Raw genomic sequence first — 15,251 nt, 5'->3', positions numbered from 1 at the left:
ATGGAAATAACGATTCCCCGCCGCCTGTCCACGCTCGGTCATCCCCAACGGCTGGCCCTGTTCCGCCTGCTGATGCGCCGCTATCCCGACCGCGTGCCGGCGACCGAGCTGGCGCAGGCGCTCGGGCTCAGGCCAAACACGCTTTCCAACTATGTCAACGCGCTCATGCAGGCCGGTTTGGTCAGCCAGGAGCGGGTGGGGACGTCCCTGCGCTATGCCATCGACATGAAGGCCGCGCGCGAGACCATCGACTACCTCATGCGCGACTGTTGCAGGGGACGGCCCGAGATCTGCGCCCCGAACGACTACCCCGCCCCTCAAGGAAACAGCCCGATGACCGACCGAAAATACAATGTCCTGTTCATCTGCACCGGGAACTCCGCCCGCTCGATATTCGCGGAATCCATCCTGCGGGACATGGCCGGGGACAGGTTCGAGGCCTACTCGGCCGGCACAAGGCCCCGCTCGGAACTCAACCCATTTGCGCTCGACGTGCTGAAGCAGAAGGGTCATGACGTCTCGGTCCTCCGTGCCAAGAACGTCTCGAAGTTCCAGGGCGCGGATGCGCCGGAATTCGATTTCGTCTTCACCGTGTGCAATCAGGCCGCGAACGAGGAATGCCCCTCGTGGCAGGGCCAGCCTATCAGCGCGCATTGGGGGCTGCCCGATCCGGTGAAGGTCGAAGGCTCGGATGCCGAAAAGAGCCTGGCCTTCCACCAGACCTATGGCGCGCTGCACAACCGCATGACCGCGTTTACCGCCCTGCCCCTTGCCGCGCTTGACCGGCTGTCGCTGCAGAAGGCCGTCGATGAAATCGGCCAATCCACGGAAGAAGGACCAACCGAATGACCGTCTATGCGCTGAACGGCCTTGGCCGCATCGGCAAACTTGCGCTGAAGCCCCTGCTGGAGCGCGGCGCCACGATCGCCTGGATCAACGATGCCGCCGGCGATCCCGAGATGCACGCGCATCTGTTCGAGTTCGATACGGTGCATGGACGCTGGGCGGCCGAGTTTGCCCATGACGCAGACAGCGTCACGATCGACGGCACGCGCCTGCCCTTCATCGGCACGCGCGACATCGGCGGGCTGCCGCTGGACGGTGTTGACGTGGTGATCGACTGCACCGGCGTCTTCAAGACCGAGGCCAGCATCGCGCCCTATTTCGACGCGGGCGTGAAGAAGGTGGTCGTGTCGGCCCCGGTGAAGGACGGCGATGCCGCCAACATCGTCTATGGGGTGAACCACGAGATCTACGACCCCGCGCGCCACGACATCGTGACCGCCGCCAGTTGCACCACCAATTGCCTCGCCCCGGTGGTGAAGGTCATTCATGAAAACCTGCGCATCCGGCACGGCTCCATCACCACCATTCATGACGTGACGAACACGCAGACCATCGTGGACCGCCCGGCCAAGGACCTGCGCCGCGCCCGATCGGCGCTTAACTCGCTGATCCCCACGACCACCGGCAGCGCAACCGCCATCACGCTGATCTATCCCGAGCTGACCGGGCGGCTGAACGGGCATGCGGTTCGCGTGCCATTGCTCAATGCCTCGCTGACCGATTGCGTGTTCGAGGTCGCGCGTGAGACCACCGCCGAGGAGGTCAACGCGCTGTTCAAGGCCGCGGCGGATGGGCCGCTCAAGGGTATTCTGGGCTATGAGGAACGCCCTCTGGTCTCGACCGATTACACCAACGACCAGCGCTCGGGCATCGTGGATGCGCCCTCGACGATGGTGGTGGGCGGCACGCAGGTGAAGGTCTATGCCTGGTATGACAACGAGATGGGGTATGCGCACCGGCTGGTCGACGTGGCCTGCATGGTCGGGGACAACCTGTGAGGGATACCTCCACCCGGCCCGAGGGCCTGTCGGCCTATATCGCCGTCACAGCGGCCTACTGGGCCTTCATGCTCACCGATGGCGCGCTGCGCATGCTGGTGCTGCTGCACTTTCACACGCTGGGTTTTTCGCCGGTGCAGCTGGCTTATCTCTTCGTACTCTACGAGATCGCCGGGATGGTCACCAACCTGACCGCCGGCTGGATCGCGGCGCGGTTCGGCCTGACCTCGACACTCTATGCGGGGCTGGGCATCCAGGTGCTGGCGCTCCTGGCGCTGACGCAGCTGGATCCGGGCTGGGCGATCGGGGCGTCGGTGGCTTTCGTGATGCTGGTCCAGGGGGCCAGCGGTGTCGCCAAGGACCTGGCCAAGATGTCGTCGAAATCGGCGGTGAAGATCCTTGCGCCCAAGGAGGGGGATGGCCTGTTCCGCTGGGTCGCCATCCTGACCGGCTCCAAGAACGCGGTGAAGGGTCTGGGCTTTCTGCTGGGCGCCGCGCTGCTGGCCACATTCGGATTCACTCCGGCTATCCTGGGCATGGCCGCCGTCCTCTTCGTCATTCTGGTCGCGGTGCTGATCGCGATGCCCGCTGGCCTGCCGAAGGGGCGCAAGGGGGCCAGGTTCTCCGAGGTCTTCTCGAAATCGGCCAATGTGAACTGGCTGTCGCTGGCGCGGGTGTTCCTGTTCGGCGCGCGGGACGTGTGGTTCGTCGTCGGCATTCCGATCTATTTCTACGCCGTCTTGTCCGATGGCAGTGAGGCCGGCAACCGCGCCGCCTTCTTCCTGATCGGCACCTTCATGGCGCTCTGGATCATCCTCTACGGCGCGGTTCAGGCCGGGGCACCCCGCCTCCTGCGCGCCGGCACCCGCGATGAGGCGCAGCTGTTCGGTGCCGCGCGCGGCTGGGCCTGGGTCCTGGCGGCGGTTCCGGCGACGCTGACGGCGGCCGCCTGGGCGGCACCCGGTCCGGAAACATGGCTGACGCTGACCCTGGTTGCCGGTCTGCTGGTGTTCGGCGGAGTGTTCGCGATCAATTCGGCCCTGCATTCCTACCTGATCCTGGCCTTTACGAGGGCCGAGCGGGTCACCATGGATGTGGGCTTCTATTACATGGCGAATGCCGGTGGTCGGCTTGCCGGCACGGTTCTGTCGGGCCTGACCTATCAGGCGGGGGGATTGACCCTCATGCTGGCCACGGCGACGGTCATGGTGGCCGCATCCGCCCTCGCCGCGGGGCGATTGACGGGCGAGACCAAGGAAGTCGAGGCGACATGAGCATCTTTGAACGCTACCTGACCGTCTGGGTCGCGCTGGCCATGGTGGCCGGCATCGCCATCGGCAGCATCGCGCCGGAATTGGTCTCGGCCATCGCCGCGGCGGAAATCGCCCGCGTGAACCTGGTGGTCGCGGTGCTGATCTGGGCGATGGTCTATCCGATGATGGTGGGCGTGGACCCGTCCAGCCTGCGCGATGTGGTCAAGCAGCCCAGGGGGCTTGCCATCACGCTCACCGTCAACTGGCTGATCAAGCCCTTCACCATGGCGGCCCTGGGTGTCCTGTTCTTCGAAGTGGTCTTCGCCGACCTGATCGCGCCCGGGGATGCGCAGCAATACATCGCCGGCCTGATCCTGCTGGGCGCGGCGCCCTGCACCGCGATGGTGTTCGTCTGGTCGCAACTGACCCGGGGCGACGAAAGCTACACGCTGCTGCAGGTGTCGGTGAACGACGTGGTGATGGTCTTTGCCTTCGCGCCGATCGTCGCCTTCCTGCTGGGGGTCACGGATATCGTGGTGCCGTGGGAGACGCTGGTGCTTTCGGTCATCCTCTTCGTGGCCCTGCCGCTGGCGGCGGGCCTGTGGACGCGGGCACGACTGGGCAGTGCCCGGCGGATCGAGACCTTCCAGGCGCGGGTCAAGCCGTGGTCGGTCATCGGGCTGATCGCGACGGTCGTGATCCTCTTCGGCCTGCAGGGCCAGGTCATTCTCGACCGGCCCCTGGTCATCGCCCTGATCGCCGTGCCGATCCTGCTGCAATCCTACGGCATCTTCGCGCTGGCCTATGCGGCCGCCTATGCCCTCAACGTCCCGCACCGGATCGCGGCCCCCTGCGCGCTGATCGGGACGTCGAACTTCTTCGAACTGGCCGTGGCCGTGGCCATCAGCCTTTTCGGTCTGAATTCCGGGGCGGCGCTGGCCACCGTGGTCGGTGTTCTGGTCGAAGTACCGGTGATGCTCTCGCTCGTGGCTTTCGCAAACCGAACCCGCGGGCGTTTCGTGTCGGATCCAGCCGCCCGGGTGGAGACGCCCTAGCCGACAGCGCAAGCTCGAATGCCATGCGCCGGGTCGTTGGCACCGCTGCGTTGACGGCGCACTGACGCGGCGATGACGATCGGAATCGTATCCTGAAATCCCTGCCGGAACACCCCGGCAGCGGAGCACACAGGAGACCGAACCGATGACACCCCATGACAAGATGGCCCCCTACGGCACATCGGGCCAGGAGGCCTTTACGGCGGAACGCTTGCCCGGTCAGCCCGATCCGACGCATGGATCCGGTCAGGCCCCAGGTCAGCTTTCCGCCGACAACGTAATCGTCGACCCGATTCCGCCCAAGACGAACCCCTTCACCAGCCTGGCAGGGCATGGCGGCACGGGTCAGCCGCCGAAACCGATCCCGCCCCTGAGCGCGCCCACGCTGCCGGGGCTGGAACCGCTTCCGGGCTACTTTCCGCCAGAGGCGCTTGAGAGTGGCGAGGAAAGCGGCGACGATGACGATTTCCGCCCGATGCCCGCCGACTGCCAGGCCGCAACACCCGAACAGGAGGAGTTCACGCTCTTTCTCCGTGCTGCGACCCAGGCGCCGACGCTGCCGAACGACCAGCATTCGGGGCTCGAGAAGGGCGGCAAGTTCTGGAAGAAGGTCCGGAAAGGGGCCAAGAAATTCTTTGGCGGCGTCGCCAAATTCTTCGGTGGCAGCGGCTTTGGCAGCGGCCGGCTGATCGGCGCCGTTGCGTCCGGCATCGCCGGCGCGATCCCGGAACGCGGCACCTACGAAGTGGTCATCGGCCCCGACGACCGCATGCCGATCCTCGATACGACCGTCGCGCCGTTCTCAGGCTGCACCCAACTCGACATCACGTCGCCCAGCGGCCGCGAATATGTCGGCAGTGCAAGCTGTATCGCGCGCACCGGCCGGTTCAGCGTATTCCTGACCGCCGCGCATTGCGTCTATTTCCACGACGCCGGCGGCATGGCGAGCACCATCAAGGTCTCCCCGGGCCGCAGCGTCGACGATTTCCCGTTCGGAAGCGCGCATTTCCGGCTGAACGTCGATATCGGCGCGATCTTCGTTCCGGACGCCTGGATCGAAAGCCGCGCCCGGTCGGCGGATTGGGCGCTGGTAATCGTCGAGGACACGTTCGAGACCGCAGATGGCCGGTACCCCCACGTGTTCGACGTCAAGGCCTTCGAAGACCACGAACTGGGCAACCAGGTCGGCCAGGTCAGCGGCTATCCGGTGGACATGACCAACGCGATGATGGATTCGACCCGCCAGTATTTCCACGCCGACGAGGTGGCCGCAGTCGAAGAGGGCCGGATCGTCTACCGGCTCGACACGACCGGCGGCCAGAGCGGCTCGCCATTCTGGTTCCACGACAGCACGAACGGAACCCGCATCATCGCCGGCGTCCACACGATGGGCGACAGCTCGGGCAATTCCGCAACCCGGATCACGCCGGAAATCGTGGCGAAGATCCAGGAATGGATCGCCGTCGCCGAGGCCGTCTGAGCCCGGCCCGGCACCTCTGCACAACATCAAAGGCATGGGGGGGCCTGCCCCCGCCTGCCGCAGCCAGGAGACGAAGACATGCCAACCATCACCGGAAAGGTCCTGTCCAAGCAGGACAGTCAAAGCGAACCCCTGCCCGGCGTCCTTGTCGGCATCCTGTCCGCCACCGCGGAACACCCCGATCTTGCCTCGCGCACAGACGCCGACGGCAGCTACAGCCTCGAGGGGCTGGCCCCGGGAACCTACCTGATTTCAGCGGCCGGCACGTCGGTGAAGACGACGATCTCCGCCAAGGACGACATCGTGGCGTGCGATATCCTTGCGGGCGCGCCGCTGGAGGGCGACACGGGCCTGCAAGAACCGGTCCGAGACCCGGCCGGAAAGCACCCCGCCGGCGACGGCTCTGAAGAGGCGGATGACCTGATCGGCGAGCCCGAGAGCTTCTCGGACGACCCGACCGCGCGCGACACGCCGGACGACGGCGGGCTGGAGGCGGCGGAAATCTCGCTCATCGACCGCGGGCTGGTCTATGCCATTCTCAGCCTCAGGATCGGCGCGGGGCTGCGTGACCGGGACGCCCTGACCGACGCGGCCTACCAGGCGTTGCATCCCGACGAACAGCTGCCGTTCTCGACCGACGACCCCGATCTGGAGCAGAAGAGCCGCGAATGGCTGGAGCTGCGCGACCTTGTCGATCCCCTGCTGGGCGACGCGCCGCCGCCTGCACCGCGCGTGACCACCACCGAGGGGTTCGGCCTGCCGGCGCAGCGCTTGCCCGACGGGCGGGGATACCGGGTGCGGCGCAACGGGATCAACTGGCTGGACCCCAGGGTGATCGACGCGATACAGGCCATCGGCAAGGCCTGGGACCGGCGTAACCCGGGCACCGAACTGTGGATGCTCGACGGCAGCAAACGCGAGGGCGGCCCGGTCGGAAATCACAAGTCGCACCGGATCTACCGCGATATCGACATGCAGCTCAGGATCGATGGGCAGAAACTGTGCATGACCAAGGCGCGCTATGCCGAGTGGCGCGTCCTGTGGCAGGATCTGGCGGATCTCGTGCACGCCAACGGCGTCCTGCCCGTAAAGGTGATCGGGTTCTCCGACAAGCTGGTGTCCGGCGTTTCGAACTGGGCGGGCCACTACTGCCATTTCCACGTCCGCTTCTGCGCGCCGCCCGACCAGATCGCGGCGGTCGAGGCGGCGGTGGCCGAACTCTACTCGGACAAGCCGCGCCGCAAGCGGCCCAACTACCGCTGCCGGTCCGGCGCCTTCGAGGCGGGCCAGTTGCCGGCCCCCGACACGCCGCGCTTCGAGCTGCATCCGGTCGACTATCTCGACGCCGAGAGCCAGGCCGAGGCCGCCGCGCAGGGGATCACCCTGGTCCAGCGCGGGTTCGCCTATGCCGCGATCGGGCTTGCCTATGCCCGCGGGGTGCGGGGCAAGGACCGGCTGACGGACGAGGGGTGGCAGGCAGTCTATCCCGACGCGCCTTTCCCGCTGCGCTCGTGGCATGACGCGTTCGGCGAGAAGCGCCGGGCCTGGCTGGACATCCGCAGCATGGTGGAGGGGTTCCTGGACGGGATCGGAACGGGAGCGCGGCCGCCGCCCAAGGCGCCTGCCACATGCGTGAACGCGGGCCGTGCCGAGCTTCGGCGGCTGGCCTCTGCTGCGGAGGCCGCAGGCGCGCCGACAGGTTTCGCCATCTTCGCCGAGGCCGCGGCCTGGACGGAAAGCCGCTGGAACAACTGCGCAGTCAATGACAGCCCCTCGGAGGCGGCAGCGGCGTTGCGGTTGTTTGAAGGCGCGAAGGGACGTGGCTGGTTCCCCGACAACCCCTATGGCGCCGAGGAATTCGGCATCGGCTCGATGGGCTGGTTCGGCGGAATGGGGGCAACGATGCTGATCGCCGGCGGCAACCGCGGCCCGTTCATCAACGCCCATCCGCAACTGGTCAAGGACCCTGTGGCGTCCATCGTGATGATCGCCGATTTCGCCGTCCGGGTGACCCGGAAATACAAGGTACGCCACATGCTCGATATCCGCCGCGGCATGGCGGGCCTGCGCCTGATCGGGGCGGCGGCGGACAACCGCGAACGGGCGCAGCTCACACGCGCGCGGTTCGACGAGGGGTTGCGACGCGCGGGCGTCGATGATCCCGAGGCGTTCATGCTGCGCAAACCCGACATCTCGCGCTATCCCGGCGCCTGGGAGCTTTGGCTGCAACTGGACGCACAGAGATGACCGCGCGCGCCGGGACGCTTCTCAAGCGCCCGGCGCGCTGCTACCATCACCGCCTCACCATCAGGAACCGCTGCCATGGCCCCGCCCCACGTCCGCTTCGAGAACAACCCGCTGCAGGTCTGGTCGACCCGCGCTGCGCGCATCCTGGGCAGGCTGATCGCCGCCTGGGCCACCGACCCGGCGGCCCGCCCTGCCAACGCCCGGATCGAGGGCGACGGCCGATTAATCGTCTTCCCGGTCGCCGATCTCCGCGCCATTCTGGACGCCCTGCCCCCGGAGGACCGGTTGCGAAACGATGAACTCGAGATCCATCCCGACGTGAAGGAGATCGAGCTGGTGCTGCCGCGAAAGGACCGCTTCACCGTCCGCCTGCCCGACCCCGATGCGATTGCCCACCAGAAGGCGGTGATTGCCCGTGGCCACGACCCGGCCGTCCTGATGCCGACGATCTACGGCATGGTGGGCAGCGATGCGACCGCCGATGGCTGGCTGGAACTGCGCTCCGATGGCCAGGAGGACGCCGCGGCGGTCCACGAAGTGCGCCTGACCGCGGACGACCCGCTCGACCTGTTTCTCCATCCGTTCCTGGCCGGCTACAGCTGCGCGCAATGCACCTAGAGGCCAGCGGCGCCCTTCAAGAGTGAGCCGAGCCGCGCACGCTGGTCCGGGTCGGCCAGCGGAAAGAGCGACCGGAACCACGCCGCTAGCGCCGCGTCGTCGGGGACATCGTCCCAGATCCACCTTTGGCGGGCGAGGTGCGCGAACTCCGACCAGGCCGCCTGCGCCTCGGCCGGCCGCGCCTGGTGCCACAGCGCGGCCGCTTGCCAGCCGGGCACGTTCACGATCGCGGTGCCGCAGGCCTCGCAGGCCGCGATACATCCCTCCATGTCGCCGGCAAGGAACCGGATCGGCGCGTGGAACCCCCACTGGAAGGGTTCGGTCGTCCAGCCGGACGCGACCACCTGCCGGCTGAGATCGGTGGCCAGATCCAGGTCGCCTCCGAACGCCGCCCCCAGTGCCGAGGATAGCATCGTCCAGGGGTCGTTCGGGTTGCATTCGCGGGCAATATGGAACCCCGTCGCCGCCTTGGCATGCTCACCCAACAGGCAATGCGCCCAGGCGCGATGCAGATGCGCGCGGGTGTCCAACGGATCCAGGGCGATGGCCCGCGTCGCCAGATCCCGCGCCGAGATATGCTCTTCGTCCCGTCGCACATGCCCGGGCAGCATCAGATGCTGACCGTTCTTGAGCCGGGCCAGGCTGCTGTAGCCGATCGACGCGTCGGGCGCGAGGTCGATGACCCGCCGGAAGCATTGGTCGGCCCGGGTCAGGCCCTGCGCGTCGAAACGGTCAAGCTGCATGTTTCCCTGCAGCCAGGCATCGAAGGCCCTGGATCCGAAATCGACACGCGACAGGTGCCGCAGACGTTCCCGCGATACCCCCAGCGACAGCGCCGCGGCGATCCGGCTGATCACCGTGGCCTGCGTCGCCAGCCAGTTCTCGCCAAGACCTTGCCACCGGTCGCTCCAACTCACCGTGCCGGTATCTTCAGCCGTGAGAACCGCAAGCAGCAGTAGCTCGCCCGAGACCATGCCCACCGACAGGTCCAGGACATAGTCGGCAGCGTCGGCGGAATAGTCCCGATCCACCACGCGGAACGTTCGAAACCGCATGAGTGTCGCCGCCATCTCCGCCCGGACCAGACGGGCGACGCTGTCGACGGTCGCATCACCCACCGCCACCGTCCGCCCCAGCGCGATCCTGAGCGCCACGTCCCGCTGCCGCGCGGGCTGTGGCGCGGGCCGCAAGGGGGCGGCGGTCTTGATTGCCACGACAAGCGCCTGTGTCTCGCCATCCGGCTCGGTGTCATAGGTCTCATCCAGGTGCGTCCAGAGCCGCGCGTAGACATCCAGCGCCCGCGCCGTGCGCCCGGCGTGATAGTGGTGCTCCATCAGGTGGCGGGCGGCGCGTTCGTCGGCGGGCTCGATGGCAAGCATGGTCTCCGCGGCGTTCAGCCCCACGGCCTCGTCAGAACCCGCGAGGCACGTGTCGAGAGCTGCCTGAAGTCGCGTCAGGTAGGATTGCCGCTGAAGCTTCAACCATGTCTCGAACAGCTCTCCTCGATGCGGCTCGGCGCCCAGCAACCGGTCGGGCAAGGCGGCGCCGCTCTGCAGGGCTTCGGGCACCTGGCCTGACTCCATTTCCCGCAGGACATCATAAAGGTCGCTCCGAACCTGTCCCGCCAGTGCAACCGTGCCGCGATCGGCGGTCAGAACGGGCCATCGGCTGCCCGACGCCTGCCCCACCTTGTGCAGGGTCTGGCGCAGGTTGTGGCGCGCGGCGCCTTCATCGGAGTTTTCCCACAGCAACGTCGCAAGCCGCTGCCGATCTTCGCGACCCCCGGTGCTGAGCGCCAGATAAGCCAGTAGGATCCGCGCCGCCGCCGAACGCGGCGTGATTTCGACTCCGCCCCGGAACAGTCGGACAGGCCCCAGAACCTGCAGGCGAAACCCCACCTGTGTCATGGCCCCGCCGAGATGTAGAAAGGCCAGCGAACGTGGCCCGAGGGCGGCATCAGGTCGGGGCTGCTGACGCGCAGAACACCGGGATCGGCGGGGGCTGACTCGATGGACCAGCGCAGGCCGGCGCGGCGCAGGGCATGGGCGGGGTCTTCCGCCGGCGCTTCGGTTGCCTTCCCCTGGGGCAGCAGTCGCGCTTGCACTCCGTCCAGGGTCAGGCCGTGAGCGCGGGAAAGAACCGCTTGCGACGCCGGTGACAGGGTCACGCCCCTTGTCGCTCGGTGCCGCTCCAGGGCAAGTCCGAATTCCATCTGGTACAATTCCCGCAAGGCGCCCAGCGCCGCGTCGGATGCATTCGGGCGGCACGCGGCGCCGAAACAAATGGATCGCCCGGCCCCGTCGCAGGACCACGCGACAAGCACCGGCGGCAAACCGCCGGCGCCCAGTTGCACCAGCCCCGTCTTCCGCTCCCGACGCCGGGGCCAGGCCGCGCGGGCGTCGAAAAAGGCGCGCGCGGCCTGCGCGCCCGGCGCCAGTGCCCTGACATCCGAGGCCCCGTGCCACCATCCAAGGCATGTCCAGCGCTCGATCATCTCGCAAAGGGCCCTGCGCAGAACCGCATCGGGCCCATCGTCGCCCGCCGCCATTCCGGACAAGCCGGCCGGAGCCGGCATCACCACCGCCGCCCGCCGTTCGCGCCGTTCCGCGTCATGGCGCCGGCGCGCATCACGCGCCGTCCGGCCGACGCCGGTGGCGCTGACCACGCCGCCCGACCAGTTCGATGCCGATGCGGCAAGAAAAAGAGTGGGCACGTCCGGCATCGTCGACACGACGACGGCACCTGCCGATGCCCGGATCTCAAGGTTCTCGTCGCGGAGGTTTGGCGATGGCACGGACGAGTTCTCCCCAGCCGCTTGGATTGTGGTCGCCCCCTGCGTGCACAAGTCTGCAGCGATGCCCGTCGTTTGTCGATTCCGGATCGTGGCCGGAAATCGTCCGGGTTATGGCCTGGGCGCAGGCTTTTGGTTCGATATTACCCCGGGCGGTGTCACCGTGACCGCCGAGGAACCCGGTTGCGGCACGCATCCCGGTTCTGTTCGCTCCGGGCCCGCCGCCTCAGAGGCCGGCCAGCGATTTTACATGTGCCACGATCCGATCCGTTCCCTGGCCGGCCTTGAGGCAAGCGAACACAACAGGCAGGTCCCCTCGCATCCGGCCCGCGTCCCTGCGCATGACGTCCAACGAGGCGCCGACATGCGGGGCAAGGTCGGTCTTGTTGACGACCAGTATGTCGGACCGGGTGATCGCCGGGCCGCCCTTGCGCGGGATCTCCTCGCCCGCCGCGACGTCGATCACGTAGATCGTGAGATCCGCCAACTCGGGGCTGAACGTGGCCGAGAGGTTGTCGCCACCGGATTCGATCAACACGATCGCCACGTCGGGATGGCGCGCGCGCATCTCCTCCAAGGCGGCGAGGTTGATCGAGGCGTCCTCGCGGATGGCCGTGTGCGGGCATCCGCCGGTCTCTACGCCGATCACGCGATCCGAGGGCAGAACCTGCATTCGCATCAGCGCCTCGGCGTCCTCCTGGGTGTAGATATCGTTGGTGATCACACCGATGGAGTGGTCGTGCTTCAACAGCTCGGCAAGCCGCGCGGTCAGGGTGGTCTTGCCCGCACCGACCGGGCCGCCAATACCGACGCGCAACGGACCATTGAGTTTCGTCATGACTGGAACAACCTCGGTTCAAGGGTTTCGTGCCGCATCGCGGCTATGTCGGAGAGAAAGGCGTTGCCGAAGACGTCGTCCGCATCGGCACCCCTGGTCTGGTCCGCGACCTGCAGGCAGAGGTCCTGCAGGTGCAGGATCACCCGCTGCCCGGCCGTCTGCCCGACGGGAGAGAGCCGGATCGCCGCCGAGGTCAGGTTGGCGACAAAGGCCTGCAGGTAGAGCGCGACCGTCGCGTCGATGTCCAGCCCGGCCAGGCGCGCGGCGCGGCCGACGGCAACGGCCAGGAGCATGTCGGGCAAGGCCAAGTTCCAGATCGCGTTCACGGTGGCCACGAAGGCCGACCCTTGCCGCTCGGCCTCGCGCAGCCGCTCATGACCCAGGGTGAAGGCGCGGGCCTTGGCGTCGATCTCCAATGGGTCGTCCACGACATGCGCCAGGCGCAGCCAGATCGCATCGGCGCGGCCCGTACCGTCTGTCAGGCAGTCCCGCAACCAGGCTTCGAGACCGTCCGCATCGGCGATCCATCCGTCATGGATGGCGGTCTCGATCCCGTGCGAATAGGCGAAGGCGCCGGTTGGAAAGCCGGGCGCCAGCCATTGGGTCAGCGTCAGGAGCCGTGCGTCAATGGGCATGGGCCGTGTGTCCATGATCGTGGGAATGGGTGCGGCCATGACCATAGGCGCCGCCTTCGGGCGCAAAGGGTTCGGTGACCCCGGTCACAGAGGCGCCCAGGTGGCCCAGCATATGGGCGATGACGGGGTCGTCCCGGATCAGAAGCCGCGTTGCCTCGACCTGGCAGGGCGTATGCCGGTTGCCGATATGCCAGGCAAGGCGCGGCAGGTCCGGACCAGTTACTGCCAACAGGGTTTCGGCGGCGGCGACGACTTCCACCAGTCGTCCGTCGACCAGCTTCAGGGCGTCGCCATGATCCAGCGAAACGGTCCGCTCGAAATCCGCTATGAACGACCAGCCATCTTCGGTGGTCAGTTTCCTGCGGCGAAAGAACCGTTGCTCATAGGTGAGCGCGCACCGGACCGCGGGACCGGTCCAGGTGCCTGCGGTGCGGATCGTCTGGGCGAGGGGCAGTTCGGTCATGGGAGCCTCAAAACAGGAAATAGCGCTGCGCCATCGGCAACTCGGTTGCCGGCTGACAGGTCAGCAGCTCGCCATCGGCCCTGACCTCGTAAGTTTCGGGATGCACCTCGATTTCCGGCGTGGCGTCGTTCAGCACGAGATCGCTTTTGCCGATGGCGCGGGTGTTCCCGACGGCCAGCAACGTCTTGGCCAGCCCAAGGGCATCGCCCAGGCCCTCGGCCATCGCGGCCTCCGAGACGAAGGTCACGGCATTGGCCTCGACCGACCGGCCGAACGCCCCGAACATGGGCCGGGTATGGACCGGCTGCGGCGTCGGGATCGACGCGTTGGGGTCGCCCATCTGCGCGCAGACGATGCTGCCGCCGATCAGGACCATCTCGGGCTTCACGCCGAAGAAGGCAGGGTTCCAGAGCACCAGATCTGCGCGCTTGCCTTCCTCGATCGAACCGATATGCGCTGACAGGCCGTGGGCGATGGCCGGGTTGATCGTGTATTTCGCGATATAGCGCCGGACCCGGAAATTGTCGTTTTCACCGGCCTCCTCCGGCAGGGCGCCGCGCTGCTTCTTCATCTTGTCGGCGGTCTGCCAGGTGCGGATGATCACCTCGCCGACGCGCCCCATGGCCTGGCTGTCGGACGCGATGATCGAGAAGGCGCCCATGTCGTGCAGAATGTCCTCGGCGGCGATCGTCTCGCGCCGGATGCGGCTCTCGGCGAATGCCACGTCCTCGGGGATCGACTTGTCGAGATGATGGCAGACCATCAGCATGTCGAGATGTTCGTCGACGGTGTTGACCGTGAAGGGCCGTGTCGGGTTGGTGGACGACGGCAGCACATGGGCCTCGCCGCAGATCTTGATGATGTCCGGGGCATGCCCGCCGCCGGCGCCTTCGGTATGGAAGGCGTGGATGGTGCGGCCCGCGATCGCGGCGATTGTGTTCTCGACGAAACCGCTTTCGTTCAACGTGTCGGTGTGGATCATGACCTGGACGTCCATCGTGTCGGCGACCGACAGGCAGCAGTCGATCGCGCCGGGCGTCGTGCCCCAGTCTTCGTGGAGTTTCAACGCGCAGGCGCCCGCCCTGACCTGTTCCTCGAGAGCGGCGGGCAGCGAGGCATTGCCCTTGCCCGCAAAGGCGAGGTTCATCGGAAAGGCGTCGGCCGCCTGCAGCATCCGGCCCAGGTGCCACGGCCCCGGCGTGCAGGTGGTGGCCAGCGTGCCATGGGCGGGACCGGTGCCGCCGCCGAGCATGGTGGTCAGGCCGGAATGCAGGGCATGCTCGATCTGTTGCGGACATATGAAGTGGATGTGGCTGTCGAAACCGCCGGCGGTCAGGATCCTGCCCTCGCCGGCGAGTACCTCGGTGCCGGGTCCGACGATAATGTCGATGCCGGGTTGCGTATCGGGGTTGCCCGCCTTGCCGATCCTGTGGATGCGCCCGCCCCGCAGGCCGACATCGGCCTTGTAGATGCCTGTGGCGTCCACGATCAGCGCATTGGTGATCACCGTGTCGACGGCGCCGCCCGCGCGCGTGACCTGGGATTGCCCCATGCCGTCGCGGATCACCTTGCCGCCGCCGAACTTGACCTCTTCGCCGTAAGGTCCGGTGAGATCGCGTTCGACCTCGATGATCAGGTCGGTGTCGGCCAGGCGCAACCTGTCGCCCGTGGTCGGGCCATACATACCCGCGTAGTCATGCCGGGAGATCCGGGTCGGCATCAAAGCTCTCCCATCACGTGCCGGTTGAATCCGAAGACCTTGCGCGCGCCGCCGATCGGGATCAGCTGCACCTCGCGTCTCTGTCCCGGCTCGAAACGCACGGCGGTGCCCGCCGCGATGTCCAGCCGCATGCCGCGCGCCACGTCACGGTCGAACTCGAGCGCCGCGTTTGCCTCGCCGAAGTGGTAATGCGAGCCGACCTGCACAGGGCGGTCGCCGGTGTTGGCGACCATCAGGGTGATCGCATCGGCCCCTTCGTTCAGGAGGATCTCGCCCGGTGCGGGCAGCAATTCGCCTGGAATCATTT

At 67.1% G+C, this 15,251-nt stretch carries 14 protein-coding genes; 7 read left to right on the top strand and 7 right to left on the bottom strand.

Translation table 11 applies throughout. The features are described from left to right. The 7 genes from BMX57_RS16140 to BMX57_RS16110 all read left to right on the top strand — a co-directional run bounded on the left by BMX57_RS16140 (position 1) and on the right by BMX57_RS16110 (position 8,497). A complete protein-coding gene (locus tag BMX57_RS16140) occupies positions 1-849 on the top strand; it encodes an arsenate reductase/protein-tyrosine-phosphatase family protein (RefSeq protein WP_092369501.1) in 849 nt (282 codons plus the stop codon). Further along, positions 846-1,844, top strand: coding sequence for an ArsJ-associated glyceraldehyde-3-phosphate dehydrogenase (locus tag BMX57_RS16135; RefSeq protein WP_092369498.1), 999 nt, complete (start codon positions 846-848; stop codon positions 1,842-1,844). Before BMX57_RS16140 ends, BMX57_RS16135 begins: the two co-directional genes overlap by 4 nt. Beyond that, positions 1,841-3,118 (top strand): organoarsenical effux MFS transporter ArsJ, encoded by a 1,278-nt coding sequence (gene arsJ / locus BMX57_RS16130; protein WP_092369495.1) that lies wholly within the window; start codon positions 1,841-1,843, stop codon positions 3,116-3,118. The genes BMX57_RS16135 and arsJ overlap by 4 nt, the downstream gene beginning before the upstream one ends. Beyond that, positions 3,115-4,152 (top strand): ACR3 family arsenite efflux transporter, encoded by a 1,038-nt coding sequence (gene arsB, locus BMX57_RS16125; RefSeq protein WP_092369492.1) that lies wholly within the window; start codon positions 3,115-3,117, stop codon positions 4,150-4,152. The genes arsJ and arsB overlap by 4 nt, the downstream gene beginning before the upstream one ends. A gap of 145 nt (positions 4,153-4,297) precedes the next feature. Beyond that, the gene (locus BMX57_RS16120; protein WP_092369489.1) at positions 4,298-5,632 is read left to right on the top strand and encodes a trypsin-like serine peptidase; all 1,335 of its coding nucleotides are present in this window, start codon (positions 4,298-4,300) and stop codon (positions 5,630-5,632) included. A gap of 78 nt (positions 5,633-5,710) precedes the next feature. Then, positions 5,711-7,879, top strand: a complete 2,169-nt coding sequence (locus BMX57_RS16115; RefSeq protein WP_092369486.1) for a carboxypeptidase-like regulatory domain-containing protein — start codon at positions 5,711-5,713, stop codon at positions 7,877-7,879. A gap of 75 nt (positions 7,880-7,954) precedes the next feature. Beyond that, positions 7,955-8,497: a hypothetical protein gene (locus tag BMX57_RS16110; protein ID WP_092369483.1), complete on the top strand. Its 543-nt coding sequence runs from the start codon at positions 7,955-7,957 to the stop codon at positions 8,495-8,497. Here the strand turns inward: BMX57_RS16110 and BMX57_RS16105 are convergent. The 7 genes from BMX57_RS16105 to BMX57_RS16075 all read right to left on the bottom strand — a co-directional run bounded on the left by BMX57_RS16105 (position 8,494) and on the right by BMX57_RS16075 (position 15,249). Beyond that, positions 8,494-10,404: an AfsR/SARP family transcriptional regulator gene (locus BMX57_RS16105; RefSeq protein ID WP_092369480.1), complete on the bottom strand. Its 1,911-nt coding sequence runs from the start codon at positions 10,402-10,404 to the stop codon at positions 8,494-8,496. The two genes, BMX57_RS16110 and BMX57_RS16105, sit on opposite strands and share 4 nt — an antisense overlap. Next, a complete protein-coding gene (locus BMX57_RS16100; protein WP_177175482.1) occupies positions 10,401-11,210 on the bottom strand; it encodes a YcaO-like family protein in 810 nt (269 codons plus the stop codon). Before BMX57_RS16100 ends, BMX57_RS16105 begins: the two co-directional genes overlap by 4 nt. 304 nt (positions 11,211-11,514) lie before the next feature. After that, on the bottom strand, positions 11,515-12,126 hold the full coding sequence (ureG, locus tag BMX57_RS16095; protein ID WP_092369474.1) for an urease accessory protein UreG: 612 nt from the start codon (positions 12,124-12,126) through the stop codon (positions 11,515-11,517). After that, positions 12,123-12,761: an urease accessory protein UreF gene (locus BMX57_RS16090; protein ID WP_092369471.1), complete on the bottom strand. Its 639-nt coding sequence runs from the start codon at positions 12,759-12,761 to the stop codon at positions 12,123-12,125. Before BMX57_RS16090 ends, ureG begins: the two co-directional genes overlap by 4 nt. Next, positions 12,751-13,224, bottom strand: a complete 474-nt coding sequence (locus BMX57_RS16085; RefSeq protein WP_092369468.1) for an urease accessory protein UreE — start codon at positions 13,222-13,224, stop codon at positions 12,751-12,753. The genes BMX57_RS16090 and BMX57_RS16085 overlap by 11 nt, the downstream gene beginning before the upstream one ends. 7 nt (positions 13,225-13,231) lie before the next feature. Then, the gene (gene ureC / locus BMX57_RS16080) at positions 13,232-14,944 is read right to left on the bottom strand and encodes an urease subunit alpha (protein WP_092369465.1); all 1,713 of its coding nucleotides are present in this window, start codon (positions 14,942-14,944) and stop codon (positions 13,232-13,234) included. Beyond that, the gene (locus BMX57_RS16075; protein WP_092369462.1) at positions 14,944-15,249 is read right to left on the bottom strand and encodes an urease subunit beta; all 306 of its coding nucleotides are present in this window, start codon (positions 15,247-15,249) and stop codon (positions 14,944-14,946) included. Before BMX57_RS16075 ends, ureC begins: the two co-directional genes overlap by 1 nt. Between the last annotated feature and the right edge of the window lie 2 nt (positions 15,250-15,251).

The sequence above is a fragment of the Cribrihabitans marinus genome, from assembly GCF_900109035.1.
GTDB classification, from domain to species: domain Bacteria; phylum Pseudomonadota; class Alphaproteobacteria; order Rhodobacterales; family Rhodobacteraceae; genus Cribrihabitans; species Cribrihabitans marinus.
The sequence above is the reverse complement of the archived record's forward strand: the minus strand, read 5'-3'. Positions and strand labels throughout refer to the sequence as shown.

What these genes read in the sequence shown, in the direction of transcription:
- BMX57_RS16140 (WP_092369501.1), top strand. Translation starts at nt 1, where the DNA reads ATGGAAATAACGATTCCCCGCCGCCTGTCCACGCTCGGTCATCCCCAA.
- BMX57_RS16135 (WP_092369498.1), top strand. Translation starts at nt 846, where the DNA reads ATGACCGTCTATGCGCTGAACGGCCTTGGCCGCATCGGCAAACTTGCG.
- arsB (WP_092369492.1), top strand. Translation starts at nt 3,115, where the DNA reads ATGAGCATCTTTGAACGCTACCTGACCGTCTGGGTCGCGCTGGCCATG.
- BMX57_RS16120 (WP_092369489.1), top strand. Translation starts at nt 4,298, where the DNA reads ATGACACCCCATGACAAGATGGCCCCCTACGGCACATCGGGCCAGGAG.
- BMX57_RS16115 (WP_092369486.1), top strand. Translation starts at nt 5,711, where the DNA reads ATGCCAACCATCACCGGAAAGGTCCTGTCCAAGCAGGACAGTCAAAGC.
- BMX57_RS16110 (WP_092369483.1), top strand. Translation starts at nt 7,955, where the DNA reads ATGGCCCCGCCCCACGTCCGCTTCGAGAACAACCCGCTGCAGGTCTGG.
- BMX57_RS16105 (WP_092369480.1), bottom strand. Translation starts at nt 10,404, where the DNA reads ATGACACAGGTGGGGTTTCGCCTGCAGGTTCTGGGGCCTGTCCGACTG.
- ureG (WP_092369474.1), bottom strand. Translation starts at nt 12,126, where the DNA reads ATGACGAAACTCAATGGTCCGTTGCGCGTCGGTATTGGCGGCCCGGTC.
- BMX57_RS16090 (WP_092369471.1), bottom strand. Translation starts at nt 12,761, where the DNA reads ATGCCCATTGACGCACGGCTCCTGACGCTGACCCAATGGCTGGCGCCC.
- BMX57_RS16085 (WP_092369468.1), bottom strand. Translation starts at nt 13,224, where the DNA reads ATGACCGAACTGCCCCTCGCCCAGACGATCCGCACCGCAGGCACCTGG.
- ureC (WP_092369465.1), bottom strand. Translation starts at nt 14,944, where the DNA reads ATGCCGACCCGGATCTCCCGGCATGACTACGCGGGTATGTATGGCCCG.
- BMX57_RS16075 (WP_092369462.1), bottom strand. Translation starts at nt 15,249, where the DNA reads ATGATTCCAGGCGAATTGCTGCCCGCACCGGGCGAGATCCTCCTGAAC.